19 protein-coding genes are annotated in these 18,205 nt (G+C 70.6%); 13 read left to right on the forward strand and 6 right to left on the reverse strand.

Going from position 1 to position 18,205, the window contains the following annotated elements:
• Nucleotides 1-8: 8 nt before the first annotated feature.
• Complete coding sequence (locus ABN273_RS17675; protein WP_349449975.1) at nucleotides 9-1,049, reverse strand: hypothetical protein; 1,041 nt, start codon at nucleotides 1,047-1,049, stop codon at nucleotides 9-11.
• Nucleotides 1,050-1,074: 25 nt separating this feature from the next.
• Nucleotides 1,075-2,142: an LLM class flavin-dependent oxidoreductase gene (locus tag ABN273_RS17680; protein ID WP_349449976.1), complete on the reverse strand. Its 1,068-nt coding sequence runs from the start codon at nucleotides 2,140-2,142 to the stop codon at nucleotides 1,075-1,077.
• Between the two features lie 94 nt (nucleotides 2,143-2,236).
• On the opposite strand from ABN273_RS17680, the gene ABN273_RS17685 reads away from it, so the two are divergent.
• Nucleotides 2,237-2,719, forward strand: a complete 483-nt coding sequence (locus ABN273_RS17685; RefSeq protein WP_349449977.1) for a hypothetical protein — start codon at nucleotides 2,237-2,239, stop codon at nucleotides 2,717-2,719.
• Between the two features lie 107 nt (nucleotides 2,720-2,826).
• Here ABN273_RS17685 and ABN273_RS17690 read toward each other — a convergent pair whose 3' ends face one another.
• A complete protein-coding gene (locus ABN273_RS17690) occupies nucleotides 2,827-3,762 on the reverse strand; it encodes an acyl-CoA dehydrogenase family protein (RefSeq protein ID WP_349449978.1) in 936 nt (311 codons plus the stop codon).
• Between the two features lie 131 nt (nucleotides 3,763-3,893).
• Between ABN273_RS17690 and ABN273_RS17695 the strand changes: the two genes are divergently transcribed.
• Nucleotides 3,894-4,565, forward strand: a complete 672-nt coding sequence (locus ABN273_RS17695; RefSeq protein WP_349449979.1) for a hypothetical protein — start codon at nucleotides 3,894-3,896, stop codon at nucleotides 4,563-4,565.
• Between the two features lie 83 nt (nucleotides 4,566-4,648).
• Nucleotides 4,649-6,391, forward strand: a complete 1,743-nt coding sequence (locus ABN273_RS17700) for a proline--tRNA ligase (protein WP_349449980.1) — start codon at nucleotides 4,649-4,651, stop codon at nucleotides 6,389-6,391.
• 133 nt (nucleotides 6,392-6,524) lie between these two features.
• Here the strand turns inward: ABN273_RS17700 and ABN273_RS17705 are convergent, their stop codons facing one another.
• Complete coding sequence (locus tag ABN273_RS17705) at nucleotides 6,525-6,995, reverse strand: ferritin-like domain-containing protein (protein ID WP_349449981.1); 471 nt, start codon at nucleotides 6,993-6,995, stop codon at nucleotides 6,525-6,527.
• Entirely contained in the window at nucleotides 6,992-7,360 is a 369-nt protein-coding gene (locus tag ABN273_RS17710) for a hypothetical protein (protein ID WP_349449982.1), read from the reverse strand. Before ABN273_RS17710 ends, ABN273_RS17705 begins: the two co-directional genes overlap by 4 nt.
• Before the next feature lie 314 nt (nucleotides 7,361-7,674).
• On the opposite strand from ABN273_RS17710, the gene rimP reads away from it, so the two are divergent.
• From rimP to truB, 8 genes are all read left to right on the forward strand, one after another.
• Nucleotides 7,675-8,160: a ribosome maturation factor RimP gene (rimP, locus tag ABN273_RS17715; RefSeq protein ID WP_349449983.1), complete on the forward strand. Its 486-nt coding sequence runs from the start codon at nucleotides 7,675-7,677 to the stop codon at nucleotides 8,158-8,160.
• A gap of 12 nt (nucleotides 8,161-8,172) precedes the next feature.
• Nucleotides 8,173-9,177, forward strand: a complete 1,005-nt coding sequence (gene nusA / locus ABN273_RS17720; RefSeq protein ID WP_349449984.1) for a transcription termination factor NusA — start codon at nucleotides 8,173-8,175, stop codon at nucleotides 9,175-9,177.
• Nucleotides 9,161-9,472 (forward strand): YlxR family protein, encoded by a 312-nt coding sequence (locus ABN273_RS17725; protein WP_349449985.1) that lies wholly within the window; start codon nucleotides 9,161-9,163, stop codon nucleotides 9,470-9,472. Before nusA ends, ABN273_RS17725 begins: the two co-directional genes overlap by 17 nt.
• Nucleotides 9,473-9,584: 112 nt before the next feature.
• Nucleotides 9,585-12,707: a translation initiation factor IF-2 gene (gene infB, locus ABN273_RS17730; protein WP_349449986.1), complete on the forward strand. Its 3,123-nt coding sequence runs from the start codon at nucleotides 9,585-9,587 to the stop codon at nucleotides 12,705-12,707.
• 117 nt (nucleotides 12,708-12,824) lie between these two features.
• On the forward strand, nucleotides 12,825-13,121 hold the full coding sequence (locus ABN273_RS17735) for a DUF503 domain-containing protein (RefSeq protein ID WP_349449987.1): 297 nt from the start codon (nucleotides 12,825-12,827) through the stop codon (nucleotides 13,119-13,121).
• Between the two features lie 39 nt (nucleotides 13,122-13,160).
• Nucleotides 13,161-13,601: a 30S ribosome-binding factor RbfA gene (gene rbfA / locus ABN273_RS17740; RefSeq protein WP_349449988.1), complete on the forward strand. Its 441-nt coding sequence runs from the start codon at nucleotides 13,161-13,163 to the stop codon at nucleotides 13,599-13,601.
• Nucleotides 13,598-14,629 (forward strand): DHH family phosphoesterase, encoded by a 1,032-nt coding sequence (locus tag ABN273_RS17745; protein ID WP_349449989.1) that lies wholly within the window; start codon nucleotides 13,598-13,600, stop codon nucleotides 14,627-14,629. Before rbfA ends, ABN273_RS17745 begins: the two co-directional genes overlap by 4 nt.
• Nucleotides 14,629-15,501 carry a tRNA pseudouridine(55) synthase TruB gene (gene truB / locus ABN273_RS17750; RefSeq protein WP_349449990.1) on the forward strand — a complete coding sequence of 291 codons (873 nt, stop codon included), beginning with the start codon at nucleotides 14,629-14,631 and terminating at the stop codon, nucleotides 15,499-15,501. The genes ABN273_RS17745 and truB overlap by 1 nt, the downstream gene beginning before the upstream one ends.
• Nucleotides 15,502-15,556: 55 nt before the next feature.
• On the opposite strand, the gene ABN273_RS17755 is transcribed toward truB, so the two are convergent.
• The gene (locus ABN273_RS17755; RefSeq protein WP_349449991.1) at nucleotides 15,557-16,576 is read right to left on the reverse strand and encodes a TRM11 family SAM-dependent methyltransferase; all 1,020 of its coding nucleotides are present in this window, start codon (nucleotides 16,574-16,576) and stop codon (nucleotides 15,557-15,559) included.
• An 82-nt stretch (nucleotides 16,577-16,658) separates the two neighbouring features.
• Between ABN273_RS17755 and ABN273_RS17760 the strand changes: the two genes are divergently transcribed.
• Nucleotides 16,659-17,585, forward strand: coding sequence for a bifunctional riboflavin kinase/FAD synthetase (locus ABN273_RS17760; protein WP_349449992.1), 927 nt, complete (start codon nucleotides 16,659-16,661; stop codon nucleotides 17,583-17,585).
• Nucleotides 17,586-17,747: 162 nt separating this feature from the next.
• Nucleotides 17,748-18,017 carry a 30S ribosomal protein S15 gene (gene rpsO, locus ABN273_RS17765; protein WP_132592555.1) on the forward strand — a complete coding sequence of 90 codons (270 nt, stop codon included), beginning with the start codon at nucleotides 17,748-17,750 and terminating at the stop codon, nucleotides 18,015-18,017.
• Nucleotides 18,018-18,205 lie beyond the last annotated feature (188 nt).

The raw sequence follows: 18,205 nt of genomic DNA on the forward strand, positions 1-18,205 counted from the left end.
GGTTGCCCCTAGGTGATGAGAGCGCGATCCCTTCCGAGGTGGTGGCCGCGCAGGTCGGTCACGGTGCCCGGCGCGGGGGTCTCGGAGACGTCCTGGGCGATCTCCACGTTGATCGATATGGGGGTCAGCGCCTGGACGGCCTGCCGGATCCTCGACTTCCACATGGGATTCTGCACCAGGCTCATCCGGCTGAACGTGACCGTGAGCACCGCCGCGTCCAGCGTCCCCTGCCGGCTGATCGCGAGGTCCCAGCCGGCCACGCCGTCGATCTTCGACAGTGCCTTCTCGATGCGCGGCAGCGCCAGCCACACGCCTCTGACCAGCACGTGGTCGCCCACAGTGTGAGCCGGCGCAGGTACGCCGTGGGGGCTGCCAAGCCGGGCGACCAGGCCGGTCCTGAGCGCGGCGTCGCCGGGCGGCGGGGTGACGATCAGCTCGGCGAGCCCGGTGGCGGGGTCGGGGGCGTCGTCCTTGGTCAGCGATGCCACGCCCAGCACGCCGTCCGCGAGCGGAGTGAGCGGATCCTCGTCCGCGGCCCGCCATGCCAGGCCGCCGCCGGTGTACGGGTTGGCGAACACCTCCGTCACCCTGGACTCGAACTCGCCCGCCAGGTGGCTCATCGTCCGCTTGGCGGCGATCTCTCCAGTCAGGACGATGTTCCTGAGCCCGAGGTCCAGCGGGTCCAGGAGGAACTCCAGGTGCAGCCGGGCCAGGAAGTCCATCGCACCGGTGGGGGTGATGACCAGGGTGGTCGCCTTCAGCGCGGTCAGCGCGTGGTGCAGGCGCAGCCTGCCGCGCGGTCCCACGTCGGCTGCGGCGCCGGCCACGCCGGCGGCGGCGGCCGTCCAGAGCGCGCCCGCGGGCTCGGCGAGGGCCACCACGACGCGGTCGCGCTCGCCGACGCCCGCCTCGCGCAGCGCCTGCGCGGTCAGGCCGTGGTCCTGCGGGGCCAGCGGCACGGCGCTCGACACATCGGGAGAAACGAGCAGGAGCCCCGTGGCGGCGTGCGCGGCGGCCCCGAGATCGTCACGCGTGAGCCAGAGGGTCATCGGACCACCACTTCCGTAAGGGCCATCAACGCATCACCTCGGTCATGAACAGCGTCATCGAGTCGCACACCCGGTCGTGCGCCAGCCCGCCGACCTGCGCCTGGATGATGAGGTCCGTCGCGCCCGCCTCGGCGATCCTGGCCAGGGCCTTGCGCGAGCCCGCCACGTCGTCCACCACCACCATCAGGTTCTCGCGCAGCGTGGCCATGGACTCCTCGGGCGGCAGCCCGGCCGCGAGCTGCCCCAGCACCCGGTGCGTGGCGTGGCGGGCGTCGTAGTAGTCGGGCGGGGTGACCAGGTTGACCTGGCGGCGGATGTACCACAGGACGGCGTCGGCGGCCGCGGCGTTCGCCTCGTCCCGGGTGGGGGCGACGTACCAGGGGATCATCAGCGCGACGCGCCGGCTCGCCGGGTCGAAGCCGTGCTCCGCCAGACATTCCCGATATTTCGTGATGTCGGAGGCCACGTCGTCGATGCCCTTGAGCATCGTCATGCCGAGCAGGTTGTACCCGTGCCTGGCCGCTGCCAGGTATCCCTCCAACGAGGTCGACGCCACCCATACCGGGGGATGCGGCCGCTGGGCCGGGCGCGGGTAGACGGCCACGTCGGGGATCTCGAAGAACTCGTTCGACCGGTAGACCGGCTCGCCGTCGGCCTGCCAGATGGCCAGCGTCGCCTCCAGCGAGTCCTCCCAGATCTGCCGGGACTTCTCGAACGGCCGCTGGAACGCCTGGTACTCCAGAGGGGAGGCGCCCCGACCCGTGCCGAACTCCACCCGCCCGCCGCTCAGCACGTCCAGCGTGGCGACGCGCTCGGCCGTCCGGATGGGCGACTGGAACGGCAGCAGGACCACGCCGAGCCCCAGGTGGATGCGCTCGGTGCGCTGCGAGATGGCGGCCAGGACCAGGTCGGGCGCGGAGGAGTGGGAGAAACCCCTGGTGAAGTGGTGCTCCACGAACCAGGCCGTGTCGAAGCCCAGCCGGTCGCCCAGCGCGACCTGGTCGATCACGTTCCTGAACGCCTGCTGCTCCACTTCACGGGTACGACCGCGGACCTCCAGCTCATATCCCAGGCTGATCCGTAGGGACGTCATCGCGCCTCCGGCGAAGTAGTGAACCAAGCGCTCGCTTGGTAGAGCGTATCAGCAGCGAACACTTGCGGGAAGGGCGCGGACCCGATCAGAGTGGATGCCTGTGAAGCGAAAGCATGCGCTGCGGCGGCCGAAGGACGGGCCGCTATCCGACGCCGACGATGACTTCTCGCTCACCAGTGCCCGCAGGTATGAGGCGTTCGGCCGGGTGATGGCCGCGCTCGCCGGCGAGGCCGACTTCATCGAGTCGTGCCGCGACCTGACCTGGTGGCGCGGGTCCGACCACAGCTGGCACATCGAGTGGCGCGACGGCCCGTACGCGTCCGAGGTGGCCGCGCTGCTCACCGAGCAGGTGCGCGACCCCGGCTACGACGGCCCGCTCGTCACCGAGGCCGGGCCGGGGAGCGGCGGCTCGGCCGTGCTCGACGTGATGGGCGTGCGGTTCGAGTTGCGGGCGATCGACCCGATGGGGTGGGCCACCGTACAGGCGCGCCCGGGGTTCTGGCGCCTGGCGGAGGCGCTCGACACCACCCGCCGCACCAACACCCGCCACCCGTGGGAGGAACTGCTCGGCGGCTAGCTCCCCGTGGGACCTCCACCGAAACACGGCATCCACCCTCCTCCCAAGGGACCTCCACCGAAGTGCGGCGGGACGGAAGCGTGCAGGTCGGCCGGCCGGAACGGGCGCTAGCCGAGAGCGTGGGCCGTCAGGCGGGCGCGGTGCGCCTGCGGCGGGCCGAACAGCTGCGCGTCCGAGGTGGCCCGTTTGAGGTAGCGGTGCGCGGGATGCTCCCACGTGATGCCGATCCCGCCGTGCACCTGGATGTTCTCGCCCGCCGCCGACAAATACGCCTCCGTGCAGTACGACCCGGCGATCGCCGCGAACACCTCGTCGCGGGCCGCCGCCCCCGCCGCCGACCTGGCCGACTCCACCAGCAGGAGCAGGTCGGCGAGCTTGTGCTTGATCGCCTGGAACGACCCGATCGGCCGCCCGAACTGCCGCCGCTGACTGGCGTGCCCGACCGCCATCTCCAGGCACCGCTGCGCCCCGCCCACCTGCTCCGCCGCCAGCGCGGCGATCCCGAGGTCACGCACGCGGGCCCACGACGTGCCGTCGCCGAGCCGCCGTACCGGGGTGCTCTGGAAGGAGAGTTCCTGCAGCGGCCGGCTCTCGTCCATGGTCCGGTACGTCCTGCGCCGCGCCGGCACGGCCCCAACCAGCAGCCCGTCCACGTAGAGCAGCACCAGCTCGCCCGCCAGCGCGTACGGGACGACGCCCGTGAGCAGGCCCGACTCCAGCCGGAGAGCCCCGTCGCCGGGCAGGACCACCGTCGCCGTCCTCGAGCCGTCGGCCAGGGCCGGGAGCAAGTGGGCGGCCCCGCACGATTTGAGCGCCTCGACCGCCATCACCGCCGTCTGCAGGAACGGATGGGGCGACAGGGCCCGGCCCAGCTCCTCGGCCACCGCGGCCGTTTCGGCCGGACCGCATCCCGTCCCGCCGTGCTCCTCCGGCACGAGGAGCCCCGCGATCCCCACGTCACGCGCGAACAGCTGCCACGGCGCGCCCGGCCGGTCGGCGAGGTAGTCGCGGACGACGGCGCCCAGCTCATCGGGGAGTGCCATGACGTGATGTTAACCAAGCGATTGCTCGCTTTGGTATGCGGTGACCGAAATTTGCCTTTTCTGTACGGACACATAATCTGACAGTGGTCAACCCAGGGAGTAACCATGGCACGGTTGACCAGGGAAAAGAGATGAACGACACCAGCATCGACTATGCCGACCTCGCCGAGTACGACCGGCGGCAGCTCTGCATCGAGCGCCATCTTCTGGCGGCCTTCCTCGGGGGAATCGCCGTCGGGCTGACCGGCATGCTCCTCGCCGGCAAGGGGCCCGGATGGATCGGCCAGATCTACGACCCCTACGTCTACCTCGCCCTGGCGCTGGCCGTGGGCGCGACGGCGTCCGGGTTCGGCTGGGCGTTGCTGACGACGTTCCTGGCGACCGCGTCCACGCTGGTCGCGGCCATGGGCGCGAGCGCGTTCAGTGGCGACCTGGCCTTCGACGTCATCGGCGGCAGCGCCGCCGGGCTCAACTGGACGATCGTCCTGCTCGTCGGCCTGGGCCTGCTGGCGTACGCCACCCGCAGGGACGACGTCTGGGGCGACCTCGCGGCGGGCGCGATCGGCGTGGTGCTGACCGTGGATGTGGTGGACCGGGTGACTCCCGGGTTCATCGACGACGAGCGGTCGTTCTGGCCCGGTCCCGCGCTCGTGGTCGGGCTGCTGTCGGTCGCGATGGTGTTCCTGCTGCGCAGAAAGGCGCGGGGCCGGATATGCGCGCTGGCTTTGTCGGCGATGTTCGCCGGTCTGTTCACGGCCTGCCTGGCCGCTCTCGTGTCGGGCTGGATCCCCCTGACGGTCTGAGCCCTGTGGATAAGCGTGAGCGCTGAGCTGCTCCGACTCGATAGCCTGTAATCCTTCACATCCGGTTCGAGCAAGGAGTAGCCGTGTTGCTGCGCATGTCGACGTTGTTTCTTCGCACCCTGCGGGACGACCCGGCAGACGCGGAAGTGCCGAGCCACAAGCTCCTGGTCCGCGCCGGCTACGTCCGCCGCGTGGCGCCCGGCATCTACTCCTGGCTGCCCCTCGGCAAGATGGTGCTGGAGAACGTCGCCAGGATCGTCCGCGAGGAGATGAACCGGATGGGCGGCCAGGAAGTGCTCTTCCCCGCCCTGCTGCCCCGCGAATACTACGAGGCCACCGGCCGCTGGACCGAGTACGGCGACACGCTCTTCCGGCTCCAGGACCGCAAGGGCGCCGACTACCTCCTCGGCCCCACGCACGAGGAGCTCTTCACCGACATGGTCAAGGGCGAATACTCCTCGTACAAGGACTATCCGGTCACCCTCTACCAGATCCAGACGAAATACCGCGACGAGGCCCGGCCCCGGGCGGGGATCCTGCGCGGGCGTGAGTTCCTCATGAAGGACTCGTACTCGTTCGACCTCGACGACGACGGGCTCAAGCGCTCCTACGAGCAGCACCGCGAGACGTACATCCGCACCTTCGACCGGCTCGGCATCCGCTACAAGATCGTGTTCGCCCAGTCGGGCGCGATGGGCGGGTCGGCGTCGGAGGAGTTCCTGGCGCCCACGCCCACGGGTGAGGACACGTTCGTGGCCTGCCACTCGTGCGGCTACGCGGCCAACGCCGAGGCCGTCGTCACGACCGCGCCCGCCGCCCGCTCGGTCGACGACGTGGCGCCGCTGCAGGTCATGGACACGCCCGACACCCCGACCATCGAGACGCTGGTGTCGTACGTCAACGAGCACCACGGCCTGTCCGTCACCGCCGCCGACACGCTCAAGAACGTCGTCGTCAAGGTCTCCACGCCGGGTTCCGACAAGGTCGAGACCCTGGTCATCGGCGTGCCGGGGGACCGCGAGGTCGACTTCAAGCGCCTGGAGGCCGCGCTGACGCCCGGCGAGCCCGCCATCTTCGAGGCGGCCGACTTCGCCAAGCACCCCGGCCTCGTACGCGGCTACATCGGGCCGCAGGTCCTGCGCGCGCTCGGCATCCGCTACCTCGTCGACCCCCGGGTGGTCACCGGCACCTCCTGGGTGACCGGGGCCAACGAGCCCGGCAAGCACGCCGCCAACGTGGTGGCGGGGCGCGACTTCACCCCCGACGGCACGATCGAGGCCGCCGAGGTGCGCGCCGGCGACCCCTGCCCGCGCTGCGGCTCCGAGCTCTCCATCGACCGCGGCATCGAGATCGGCCACATCTTCCAGCTCGGCCGCAAATACGCCGACGCCGCCGGCCTCGACGCCCTGGGCCCCGACGGCAAGCCGATCCGGATCACGATGGGCTCCTACGGCATCGGCGTCTCCCGCGCCGTGGCCGTCATCGCCGAGCAGGCCCACGACTCGCTCGGGCTGGTGTGGCCGCGCGAGGTCGCGCCCGCCGACGTGCACATCGTCGGGACCGGCAAGGAAAACCAGGTGGAGGCGGCCCTGCAGCTGGGGGCCGAGCTCGAGTCCCGCGGAGTGCGGGTGCTGGTGGACGACCGGGCCTCGGTCTCGCCCGGGGTGAAGTTCAAGGACGCCGAGCTGCTGGGCGTGCCCACGATCGTGGTGGTCGGGCGCGGGCTTTCCCAGGGGGTCGTGGAGCTTCGGGACCGGGTTTCCGGTGAGAAGTCGGAGATCCCGCTCGCCGAGGCCGCCGACCGCGTCCTGGCCGCCATCGGCTGACCGGCCGTCCCACGCTTGACGCCACCGGGCCTGTCCACGGGTGAGGGTCCGGTGGCGTCCACGGACTCTGCAGGCCCACCACGTGCGGGCCGCACCCCCCGGGTGGAGCGGGGGGGCGGACTCGGGCAGGGGCCTATCCGCCGTCCGACGTCGCCGAGGGCGAGGGCGACGGCGGCGGGTTGGCCGCCGCCGGCATGCCGGGGAAGGCCGCGGGCTGGGCGGGACGGAAGGCGTACGAACGGGTCACGGCCTCCTGCATGGCCAGCGCGGCATAGCGCCGCAGCGTGACGTCCTGCGCGGCGGCCAGCTCGAGATAGGCGGCCGTGACGCCGCTCTCCAGGTGCACCGCCAGCTTGACGGCGAGCGCCTGGTCGGCCGGGAAGAACGGCAGCGCGTAGGACGCGTCGGGCTCGGCCGGCCGGCCACCTCGCGCCGTGATGAACGAGCGCAGCTGATCGCGGCGCGCCCGGTGCGCGTCGAAGGCCGCGCTCACCCGGTCGCGCAGCGACCCCGAGGTGCGCGCGCCCAGCAGCCCGTACGCGAACAGCACCGCGTGCTCGGCCGCCAGCACCTTGCGTAGTTTCTCGACGTCGTCGGGGCTCACAGCGACCTCGGCAGGGCGACGGCGTGGGCAGCCTCGCAGGCCCCGATGCTGGCGATCAGCTGCGCCACTCCGGGCGAGACGCCGGCGAGCTGCCGGACCCGCAGGGCCGCGGCCCTGCGCTCCAGGTCACGCAGCCGCGACAGCGACGGCTTGGCAGTGGCGGCGGTCGAAGCGGCGACGGACGGCGACGAGGCCACGGTCACATATTTGCGCAGCTCGTTCAGATGAGCCTGATGGCGGTCCCGGAACGGCACCAGCTTCTGCGCCCCGCCAGAGATCAGCGACGAGTAGAGCTCGATCGTCCGCTCCTTCTCCGCGATCAGGCCTTTCAGCAGGGTGGTCTCCGGTGAGTCAGAGGCCTTCACGGAGGGCTGCGACGGGCCGGACGCGCTGCAGGCGGTGAGAGCGGCCGCTCCGCCCGCCAGCAAGACTCGCCGGGAGAGGTGACGCGGACGCACGAGCTAGGACCTCCAGTGAATACGGACGCAGATAGCATCGTACGGGTTAGTGCCCGGGATCGCTGTCAGGCGACGCTCCGCCATTCGACCACGACGAGTGGCGCTCTTTCCGTGCCCTCATACAGATAGGGTGTCAACTGTCGTCGCTGGCTGAGCGGCCAGACGACGTGAGCCAGAGGCGAGGTCCGCCCGGCTGAGACATGACAATAGGGGAGGTCGATATGGGCAGCGCATCACCCCGCGACCACCTGATGAAGCTCCTTGAGCCCGTGGTCAGCGCGGAGGGCCTCGACCTGGAGGACGTCACGGTCACCCAGGCGGGCAAGAGACGGTTGCTGCGCGTGATCGTGGACCGCGACGGCGGTGTGAGCCTTGACGACGTGGCAGAGGTGAGCCAGGCCGTGTCCACGGCCCTCGACGACGACGACTCGATGGGCCAGTCGGCTTACACGCTGGAAGTCTCCTCGCCGGGCGTCGACCGCCCGCTGACCGAGCCGCGCCACTGGCGCCGGGCGGCGAAACGATTGGTGAAGGCAGAGATGAGAGACGGCACCGTGGTGGAGGGTCGCATCCTGGCCGCGGACGAGACCGGTGTCGACATCGATGTCACAGGCACCGCACGCAGGCTTGATTACGAGGACCTTACCCGGGGACGGGTACAGGTGGAGTTCCGCCGGATCGACGACGTCGACGGCGACGAAGGCTAGGGGGGAGCCGTCGTGGACATCGACATGAGCGTCCTGCGCAGCCTGGAGCGAGAAAAGGACATCTCCTTCGACCTGGTCGTCAAGGCGATCGAGGACGCGCTGCTGATCGCCTACTTCCGCACCGAGGGCGCCGCGTCCAAGGCGCGCGCCGAGCTCGACAGGAGCAGCGGGCACGTCATGATCTGGGCGGCCGAGCTGGACGAGGACGGCGAGGTCGTCAGGGAGTTCGACGATACGCCCAACAACTTCAGCAGGATCGCCGCCACCACCGCCAAGCAGGTCATCCTGCAGCAGCTGCGCGACGCCGAGGACGAGATCAACTTCGGCGAGTTCGCCAGCCGCGAGGGCGAGCTGGTCTCCGGTGTCATCCAGCAGGGCAAGGACCCGCGGGTGGTGCTGGTCGACCTCGGCAAGATCGAGGCGGTGCTGCCGCACGCCGAGCAGGTCCCCGGCGAGGAGTACGTGCACGGAGAGCGCATCCGCGCCTACGTCGTGCAGGTGAAGAAGGGCCACAAGGGCCCCTCCGTCACCCTGTCGCGCACGCACCCCGGGCTGGTGAAGAAGCTGTTCGCGCTGGAGGTGCCCGAGATCGCCGACGGCACCGTGGAGATCGCGGCGGTGGCGCGTGAGGCGGGCCACCGTACGAAGATCGCGGTGAGGTCACGCAAGCCGGGCGTCAACGCCAAGGGCGCCTGCATCGGGCCGATGGGCTCGCGCGTCCGCAACGTGATGACCGAGCTGCACGGAGAGAAGATCGACATCATCGACTGGTCGGAGGACCCGGGCGAGTTCGTGGGGAATGCCCTGTCGCCGGCCCGTGTTTCCCATGTTGAGGTGCTCGATCTCGAGGGGCGCGTCGCGCGGGTGACCGTGCCCGACTACCAGCTCTCGCTGGCCATCGGGAAAGAGGGGCAGAACGCCCGGCTCGCCGCGAGACTCACCGGGTGGCGGATCGACATCCGGCCGGACACACAGGCCGAAGATGCCGCCGGTTCCGTAGATGCGTCAACACGGTAAGCTGGAATATGGTGGCCAAGCGGTCCCACAGCGCACCTGTGTGGGCTGCAGGGTTCGCACGGCTAAGTCCGAGCTGCTCCGCCTGGTGCGGGTCGAGGATCAAGTGGTCCCTGACCTGCGAGGACGGCTTCCTGGTCGCGGTGCATCGCTGCATCCGTCCTTGAGCTGTCTGGAGCTAGCCGAGCGGCGCCGAGCGTTCTCGCGCGCATTCCGCGTGCCGGGGCCGCTTGACGTGTCGCTCGTGCGAGCGCACTTGGAGGGAGACACCGAAATGTCATGTAGGACGCCGAGTTGATGGGCGGAGTCAGATTGCTATGAGCGCCTGATGAGCACGCGGCGATGAAGACGTCAAGGTAGCGACGGTCCGGACGGCATAGCCAGCCTCCCGGGCCGAGTAAGGGAGTGCAGTGGCGAAGGTCCGGGTATACGAGCTCGCTAAGGAGTTCGGCGTAGAGAGCAAGGTCGTCATGGCCAAGCTCCAGGAGATGGGAGAGTTCGTCCGCTCGGCGTCCTCGACCATCGAGGCGCCGGTGGTCCGCAGGCTCACCGAAGCTCTGGGCGCATCGAAGGGTGGGCCCTCTAGGGGCGGCGGACAGCCGTCCAACAAGCCGCAGCCGCCGAAGGCTGCTCCCCGGCCGGCGGAAGGCCAGGCCGGTAACGGCACCGCACAGGCGCCGGTCCCCTCACCTCCGCGTCCGGGCCCCAAGCCCGGTCCGCGTCCCGGCCCCGCGGGTGGCGTTCAGCCGCGCCCGCCGGTGCCCATGCCCCACCAGCAGCCGCAGCAGCAGCCTGAGGCTGCTCGCGGCGAGACTTCCGGGGCTCCGCAAGCACGATTCGAGAGCGGCGCGCCCGCGCGCCCGACTCCTGGTCCGCGTCCCGGTCCCGGCGGCGCCCGTCCCGGCCCCAAGCCGGGTCCCGCGCCTCGTCCCGGGCCCTCGGGCGGCGGCGACCGGGGTGAGCGGGGTGACCGGGGCGACCGGCAGGCGCCGCGTCCCGGCGCGCACACCGGTGGCGGCCCGCGTCCCGGCCCGGGTCCCAAGCCCGGCCCGCGCGGCCCGCGTCCCGGTAACAACCCGTTCTCCTCGACCGCCAGCGGCATGGGCCAGTCGCGCCCGCCGCGTCCGGGTGGCCAGCGTGACGGAGGCGGCCCCGGCCAGCGCGAGCGTCGCGACGGCCCGCCGCGTGACCGTGACGGCGCGATGCCGCGCCCGCCGCAGGGCCGTGGTGGCGCCGGAGACGCCGGGCCCAGGCCCGGACCGCGTCCCGGCCCGCCCGGTGCCGGTGGTCCGCGTCCCGGTCCCGGTGCGGGTGGTCCGCGTCCCGGTGGTCCGCGTCCCAACCCGATGATGATGCCGCAGGGTCGTCCTGCCGGTCCGGGCGGCGGTGGCCGTCCGGGTGGCGGTGGCGGCGGTGGCGGTCGTCCCGGTGGCGGCGGTGGCCGTCCCGGTGGCGGCGGCGGTCGTCCCGGTGGTGGCGGCGGCTTCGCCGGCCGTCCCGGTGGCGGCGGCGGCACCGGCCAGCGCACCGGCACCGGTGGTCCCGGCGGCGGTGGCGGCGGCTTCGGCGGTCGTCCCGGCCCCGGTGGTCGTGGCCGTGGTGGCGGCACCGCGGGTGCCTTCGGGCGTCCCGGCGGCCGTCCGGCTCGCGGGCGCAAGTCGAAGCGGCAGAGGCGCCAGGAGTTCGACAACATGTCGGCGCCGGCGATCGGCGGCGTGCAGGTCGCTCGTGGCAACGGCGCGACGATCCGCCTTCCGCGCGGCGCGTCGCTGTCCGACTTCGCCGACCGCATCGGCGCGAACCCGGCCTCGCTCGTGCAGATCATGCTGCACCTCGGCGAGATGGTGACCGCGACGCAGTCGGTGAGCGAGGACACGCTGCAGATCCTCGGCGGCGAGCTGGACTACAACATCCAGGTCGTCAGCCCGGAGGAGGAGGACCGCGAGCTTCTCGAGGCCTTCGACATCGAGTTCGGCGAGGACGAGGGCGACGAGGCCGACCTGGCCGCGCGTCCGCCGGTCGTGACTGTCATGGGTCACGTCGACCACGGTAAGACCAAGCTGCTCGACGCCATCCGCAAGACCAACGTGGTGGCGCGCGAGGCGGGTGGCATCACCCAGCACATCGGCGCTTACCAGGTCTCCACCGAGCACGAGGGCGAAGACCGGAAGGTCACCTTCATCGACACCCCGGGTCACGAGGCGTTCACCGCCATGCGTGCCCGAGGCGCCAAGTCCACCGACATCGCGGTGCTGGTGGTCGCGGCCGACGACGGTGTGAAGCCGCAGACGATCGAGGCTCTCAACCACGCCCAGGCGGCCGACGTGCCGATCGTGGTCGCGGTCAACAAGATCGACAAGGAGGGCGCCGACCCCAGCAAGGTCCGTGCCCAGCTCACCGAGTACGGTCTGGTGGCCGAGGAGTACGGTGGCTCGACGCTGTTCGTCGACATCTCGGCGAAGAACGGCACGGGCATCGACAACCTCCTCGAGGCCATCCTGCTGACCGCGGACGCCGAGCTCGACCTGCGGGCCAACCCGACGATGGACGCCCAGGGCATCGCGATCGAGGCGCACCTCGACCGCGGTCGCGGCCCGGTCGCGACCGTCCTGGTCCAGCGCGGCACGCTGCGCGTCGGCGACAGCATCGTCTGTGGCGAGGCCTTCGGCCGCGTCCGGGCGCTGCTCGACGACAACGGCGACGCGGTCGAGGAGGCCACGCCGTCCCGTCCGGTCCTGGTGATGGGTCTGACGGCCGTGCCGAGCGCCGGTGACAACTTCATCGTGGTCACCGACGACCGGATGGCCCGCCAGATCGCCCAGCAGCGCGCGGCGCGCAAGCGCACCGCCGACATGGCGAAGTCGAGCCGTCGCCGCAGCCTCGAGGACATCTTCAAGGACCTCGAGAAGGGCAGCGTCGACGAGCTCAAGCTCATCATCAAGGGTGACGTGTCCGGTTCGGTGGAGGCCCTGGAAGACGCCCTGCTCAAGATCGACGTCGGCGACGAGGTCAGGCTCCGTGTCCTGCACCGCGCGGTCGGCGCCATCACCGAGTACGACGTCAACCTGGCCGTCGCCGACGACAACGCGGTCATCATCGGCTTCAACGTGCGCCCCGAGCCGCGGGCGCGCGACCTGGCCGAGCGCGAGGGCGTCGACATCCGCTACTACTCGGTCATCTACCAGGCGATCGAGGAGATCGAAGCGGCGCTCAAGGGCATGCTCAAGCCCGAGTTCGAAGAGGTCCAGCTGGGCACGGCGGAGGTCCGCGAGGTCTTCAAGGTGCCGAAGATCGGCAACGTCGCCGGTTCGCTGGTCCGCTCCGGTCTGATCGTCCGCAACAGCAAGGCCAGGCTGATCCGCGATGGCGTCGTCATCGCCGACAACCTGACCGTCTCGTCCCTGCGTCGCTTCAAGGATGACGCGACCGAGGTCCGCGAGGGCTTCGAGTGCGGTATCGGTGTCGGTTACAACGACATCCGGATCGACGACGTGATCGAGACGTTCGAGATGCGGGAGAAGCCGCGCGTGTGACGCGCGGCCGGGCGCCCGGCGGGACATCCGCCGGGCGCTTCTCGCACGCTCTGGCCTGCTCTCCACCGCAGCAGGCCGGTCGTGCGTTCACACCAGGTCAAGCGGTGGTTGCCAACGATGTATGTGGGTGCTCTGATCCTGGACATCCTGCTCGGCGACGTCAGGTCGCTGAAGCAGAAGCGCTCTGTCGTGCGGCCGCTGATCGCCGAGCTGCAGCGCCGTTACCCCAGCATCGCGGTGGCTGAGACCGGCCATCTCGACCTGCACCGCAGGGCCGAGGTCGGCGTCGCCGTGGTGTCCGCCTCCGCGGGAAACTGCAAGGAGCTGCTGGACGCCTGCGAGCGGATGGTGGCCTTCCGCCCTGAGATCGAGCTGCTGTCCGCCAGGCATCGGCTCTACAACGACGAAGATTGAATGACTGCACGGCCAGGTCGTGCGTGAGGGGGAGCGAACATGGCGGATGCCGCACGAGCGCGCAAGCTCGCCGACCGCATCCAGCAGATCGTCGCCGAGATGCTGGAACGCCGGATCAAGGACCCGCGCCTGGGCTTCGTCACCGTGACCGACACGCGCGTCACGGCTGACCTGCGCGAGGCGACGGTGTTCTACACGGTGTTCGGCTCCGACGCCGAGCGGGCCGACAGCGCGGCCGCCCTCGAGAGCGCCAAGGGCATCATCCGCTCCGAGGTGGGCCGCCAGACCGGCGTGCGCTTCGCCCCGACGCTGACGTTCAAGCACGACCCGCTGCCTGACAGCGCGCGCCACCTCGACGATCTGATCGTCGCTGCCAGGGCGCGGGACGCCGAGGTCGCGCGCCAGGCCGAGGGCGCCGCCTACGCGGGGGAGGCCGACCCCTACCGGACGCCGGACGAGGGGGAGGACGACCAGGAGTGACGCCCGACGTACGCGACAGGGCCGGCCGCCAGCCCCGCCTGAACTCCCGCACGGTCACCGCGATCCCCGAGGCCGCGTGGGACCGGGCGGTGCGGTTGATCGGACAGGCCGACGACATCGCGCTCGCCTGCCATGTCACACCGGACGGCGACGCGCTCGGCTCGATGCTGGCCATGGGGTTCGCGCTGCGGTCGATGGGCAAGCGGGTCGTGGCGTCGTTCGGCGACCATCACTTCGCGGTGCCGCGGCTGCTGCGCTTCCTGCCGGGGCAGGAGATGCTGGTGCCGCCGGAGGACTATCCCGCCGCGCCCAAGCTGATGATCACCTTCGACGTCTCGACGTTCGAGCGCCTCGGGCTGCTGCGTGACAACACCGCCAGGGCGCACGAGGTCATCGTCGTGGACCACCACCCGTCGAACGAGGGGTTCGGCACGCTCAGCCTCATCGACTCCACGGCGGCCGCCACGGCCATGCTGGCCGAGCAGCTCATCTACCGGCTCGGCGGGCGGCTCGACCGCGACATCGCCACCTGCCTGTACACGGGGCTGGTGACCGACACGGGGTCGTTCAGGCACTCGTCCACCACGCCTGCCGTGCACCAGATGGCGGCCAGGCTCGTCGCGACCGGGCTGCGTACCGACGAGATCGCCCGCGAGCTGTGGGACCGCTCGCCGTTCGGCTACCTCAAGGTGCTGGCCGCCGCGCTCGACCGTGCGGTGCTGGAGGACGGTCTGGTGTGGACGTACGTGACGCGGGTGGATCGGGCGGCGCAGGGGCTGCCGTACGCGGAGCTGGAAGGCATCATCGACATCGTGCGGCGTACCGACGAGGCCGAGGTCGCGGTCGTGCTCAAGGAGGACGACCACGGCCACTGGCAGGTGTCGACCAGGTCCAAGGGCAAGGCCGACGTGGGCGCCGTGTGCGCAGCGCTGGGCGGCGGCGGACACCACAACGCCGCCGGATACACCTCCTACGACAGCGTGGAGAAGACCATGGCCGCGTTCCGGCGCGAGCTGGGGAAGGTTTGATGGCCGAGAGCGGTTTGATCATCGTTGACAAGCCGGGCGACTGGACGTCCCACGACGTGGTGGCCAAGATGCGGCGCATCGCGGGCACCCGCCGCGTGGGGCACGCGGGCACGCTCGACCCGATGGCCACGGGCGTGCTCGTGATCGGTGTGGAGAAGGCCACCAGGCTGCTCGGGCACCTGACGCTGACCGAGAAGGTGTACGAGGCCACGATCCGGCTCGGCGTGAGCACGAACACCGACGACGCCGAGGGCGAGGTCACCGCCACGGCGCCGGCGTCAGAGGTGACGGCGGCCGAGATCCACAAGGGCGTCGCGGCGCTGACCGGCGAGATCATGCAGATCCCGCCGCAGGTGAGCGCGATCAAGGTGAACGGGCAGCGCGCCTACAAGAAGGCACGCGCGGGCGAGGAGGTCGAGCTGCAGGCCCGGCCCGTCACCGTGCGGTCGTTCGAGGTGCTCGACATCCGCGCCCACGACGACGTCGTGGACGTGGACGCGGTCGTGACCTGCTCCAGCGGCACCTACATCCGCGCGCTGGCCCGCGATCTCGGGGCGGCACTCGCGGCCGGGGGACATCTGACGCGGCTGCGGCGCACCCGCGTGGGGCCCTACGACCTGTCGCTGGCCAGGACCATCGAGCAGCTGGCCGAGGAGTGCGTGATCCTGCCCATCGGCGAGGCGGTGGCGGCGGCGTTCCCGCGCCGTGACGTGACCGCCGAGGAGGCGCGCGTCATCGGGCACGGGGGGCGCCTGGGCGCCGTCGGGCTGGGGAAGGGGCCGATCGGCGTGTTCGGGCCTGAGGGCGAGCTGCTGGCGCTGGTGGAGGAGCAGGGCCGCGTGGCCAAGCCCCTCGCCGTGTTCGTCTCCTAGGGCTGTCTCCGCCGCTCACCGGAGCACGCTGCGATGACGCGGGCTCCGGGCCGGCTCAGGCGGGCTTGCGGGCGACGATGACGTCGCGGACGATCGCCTGGTCCACCCAGTGCTCGAAGTCGGGATAGTCCATCACCTCGAGTCCCGCCCCGGTGAGGATCTGGGCCAGCTCGGAGCTCTTGCCCCCGTAGGTGTTCCAGGAGATGCCCATCGCGCCGCCCGGGCGAAGCAACTCGGCCCAGCCGGGGACGGCCTGCCTCAGCAGGTCCAGGGGGCTCCGTGACAGCCCGCTGCCGGCCTTGCTGCCGTGCTGGACGCCGTAGGGCGCGTCGGCCACCAGGACGTCGAACGAGCGCGGCTTGAAGAAGTCCCGGCTCCTGAGCGTGTCGGCGTTCACCACGGCCAGGTGCTGCACGTCGCCGCTCTTGAGCGCCTCCTTCGACAGCCCGAACGTCACGTTCAGCCGCCGCCCCACCAGGGCCCGCTCGCGCCGCACCGGCACGGTCTCCGCGGTGTGCTTGAGCCGCTTGTTGCGCAGCCAGGTCTTGATGAACCCGGAGTAGGCCTCGAAGTCCTTGCCGTCGACGTCAAGCCCGTAGGCGTCGTAGCCGTACATGAGAGCCTGGTTGAGCGTCGTGCCACGCCCGCACAGCGGGTCGAACACCGCCAGTCGCGCGCCGAGGCCCTTGTCCCCGGCCAGCGCGGTGACGTTGAGCAGCAGCTTGGTGAAGTGCTCGTTGGTCTTTCCCGCGTACCTCTGGATGGTGATCAGGTCGCTGCTCAGGCGGTCGAGCGACTTCATGGTGAGCGGCCGGAGCAGCTCCCCTTCCATCGCAAAAATCGCGTAAACCGAGGAAAGATTGGACAAAAGCGAGATATCCGACTCACTCAAGTCGGACGACGTCTCGAACGTCACGTACGGCACACCGCCGATGGTGGTCTCCTCGCTCTCCACCACCTTGCCGCCGAGCCCGCGCTCGCTGAAGACGGCCAGCTCGCTCCGGGTCATCCGGACGGAGCTCTCCCCATAGACCCGGTTGAAGGCAGGCAGGATCAGAAGCGCGTAACGAGGCATGATGCCCGATCCTATCTCCCTCGATTGCCGGGAATAGAGACGCGCGTGGCAGGCTTGTGTCGGATTGATCCGCCACGAGCGAATGGGGCCTAGCGTGCAGGGTTCGGAAAGGTCTGTCGTCACCATCGGTGTGTACGACGGGGTCCACCGCGGGCACCAGCGGGTGGTGGAGCGGGCCGTCGCCATCGCCCGCGAGCGGGGGCTGCGTAGCGTGGCCGTCACGTTCGAGCCGCATCCGGACGAGGTGGTGCGGCCCGGGTCGCACCCGCAGCGGCTGACCAGCCTGCGGCGCAGGGCCGAGCTGCTGGACGGGCTGGGTGTGGACGAGATCGACGTGGTGGAGTTCACGCTCGGCCTGTCGCGGACGAGCCCGGCCGACTTCGCCCAGAACGTGCTGGCCGAGCGGCTGCGGGCGGCCGTCGTGGCGGTGGGGGAGGACTTCGTGTTCGGGCACCAGGCGAGCGGCGATGTCGAGACATTGCGGACGCTGGGCGATAAGTATGACTTTGCGGTGGAGGTCGTGCCCATGCTCGACGGCATCTCCTCGTCCGCGATCCGCGAGCGGCTCGTGGCGGGCGACGTCGAAGGTGCTCGCGAGCAGCTCGGGCGGCCGCACCGGGTCGAGGGCGTGGTCGTGCGCGGCTACCAGCGGGGGCGCCAGCTGGGCTTCCCGACCGCGAACGTCGAGACGCCGCCGCACACCGCCATCCCGGCCGACGGGGTCTACGCGGGGTGGCTGGAGTGCATACCGGTGGCCAACCTGCCCGCGCTCTACGCGGGCGAGCGGTGGCCGGCGGCGATTTCGGTCGGCACCAACCCGACGTTCGAGGGGGTGCCGCGGACGGTCGAGGCCTATGCGCTGGACCGGGATGATCTGGAGCTGTACGGAGTGCACGTGGCGGTCGAGTTCGGTGCGCGGCTGCGTGGCAACACGCGCTTCGAGTCCATCGACGCGCTGATCGCCCAGATCCACGCCGATGTCGAGGCCGCCCGCCGCCTCACAAGCTGAGTCGTCCGAGTACTCCCCGTGCAGTGGTAGCCTTGCATGTCGGCTCTGTAGCGGCGGCGCTGCGCGCTGCCCATGACGGCCTTCACCGCGGCGACTGTAGGCACGCACGGTCGTTCGCACTCTCAATCTCATTCGCGCGTGCCTGTAGCTCAAAGGAGAGCCGTGTCCCTCGACACCGCTGCCAAGAAGTCCATCATCAGCGAATACGCGACGGCCGAAGGCGACACCGGGTCGCCCGAGGTACAGATCGCACTGCTGAGCAAGCGCATCAGCGAGCTCACCGAGCACCTGAAGACGCACAAGCACGACCACCACAGCCGTCGTGGCCTGCTTCTGCTCGTCGGTCGCCGGCGTCGCCTGCTGAAGTACCTGCAGAAGGTCGACATCCAGCGCTACCGCTCGCTTATCGAGCGGCTCGGCCTGCGCCGATAACATGAAAGGGAGCGGCGAACGCGCCGCTCCCTTCTCATATGGGTAGAGCCATATGGCTGGGCGCGTGGCGGCATGGAAACGCCGTCGCGCCTGGCGTACAACTGAAGATCCGAGACACACAGCCCCCGCGTCCGCTCAGCACCATGCGACCCGCGACGCCTGCGGGCCGGTCCTCGGTAGTGGCTTCC

It is taken from the genome of Nonomuraea sp. B19D2, assembly GCF_040137845.1.
GTDB lineage: Bacteria > Actinomycetota > Actinomycetes > Streptosporangiales > Streptosporangiaceae > Nonomuraea.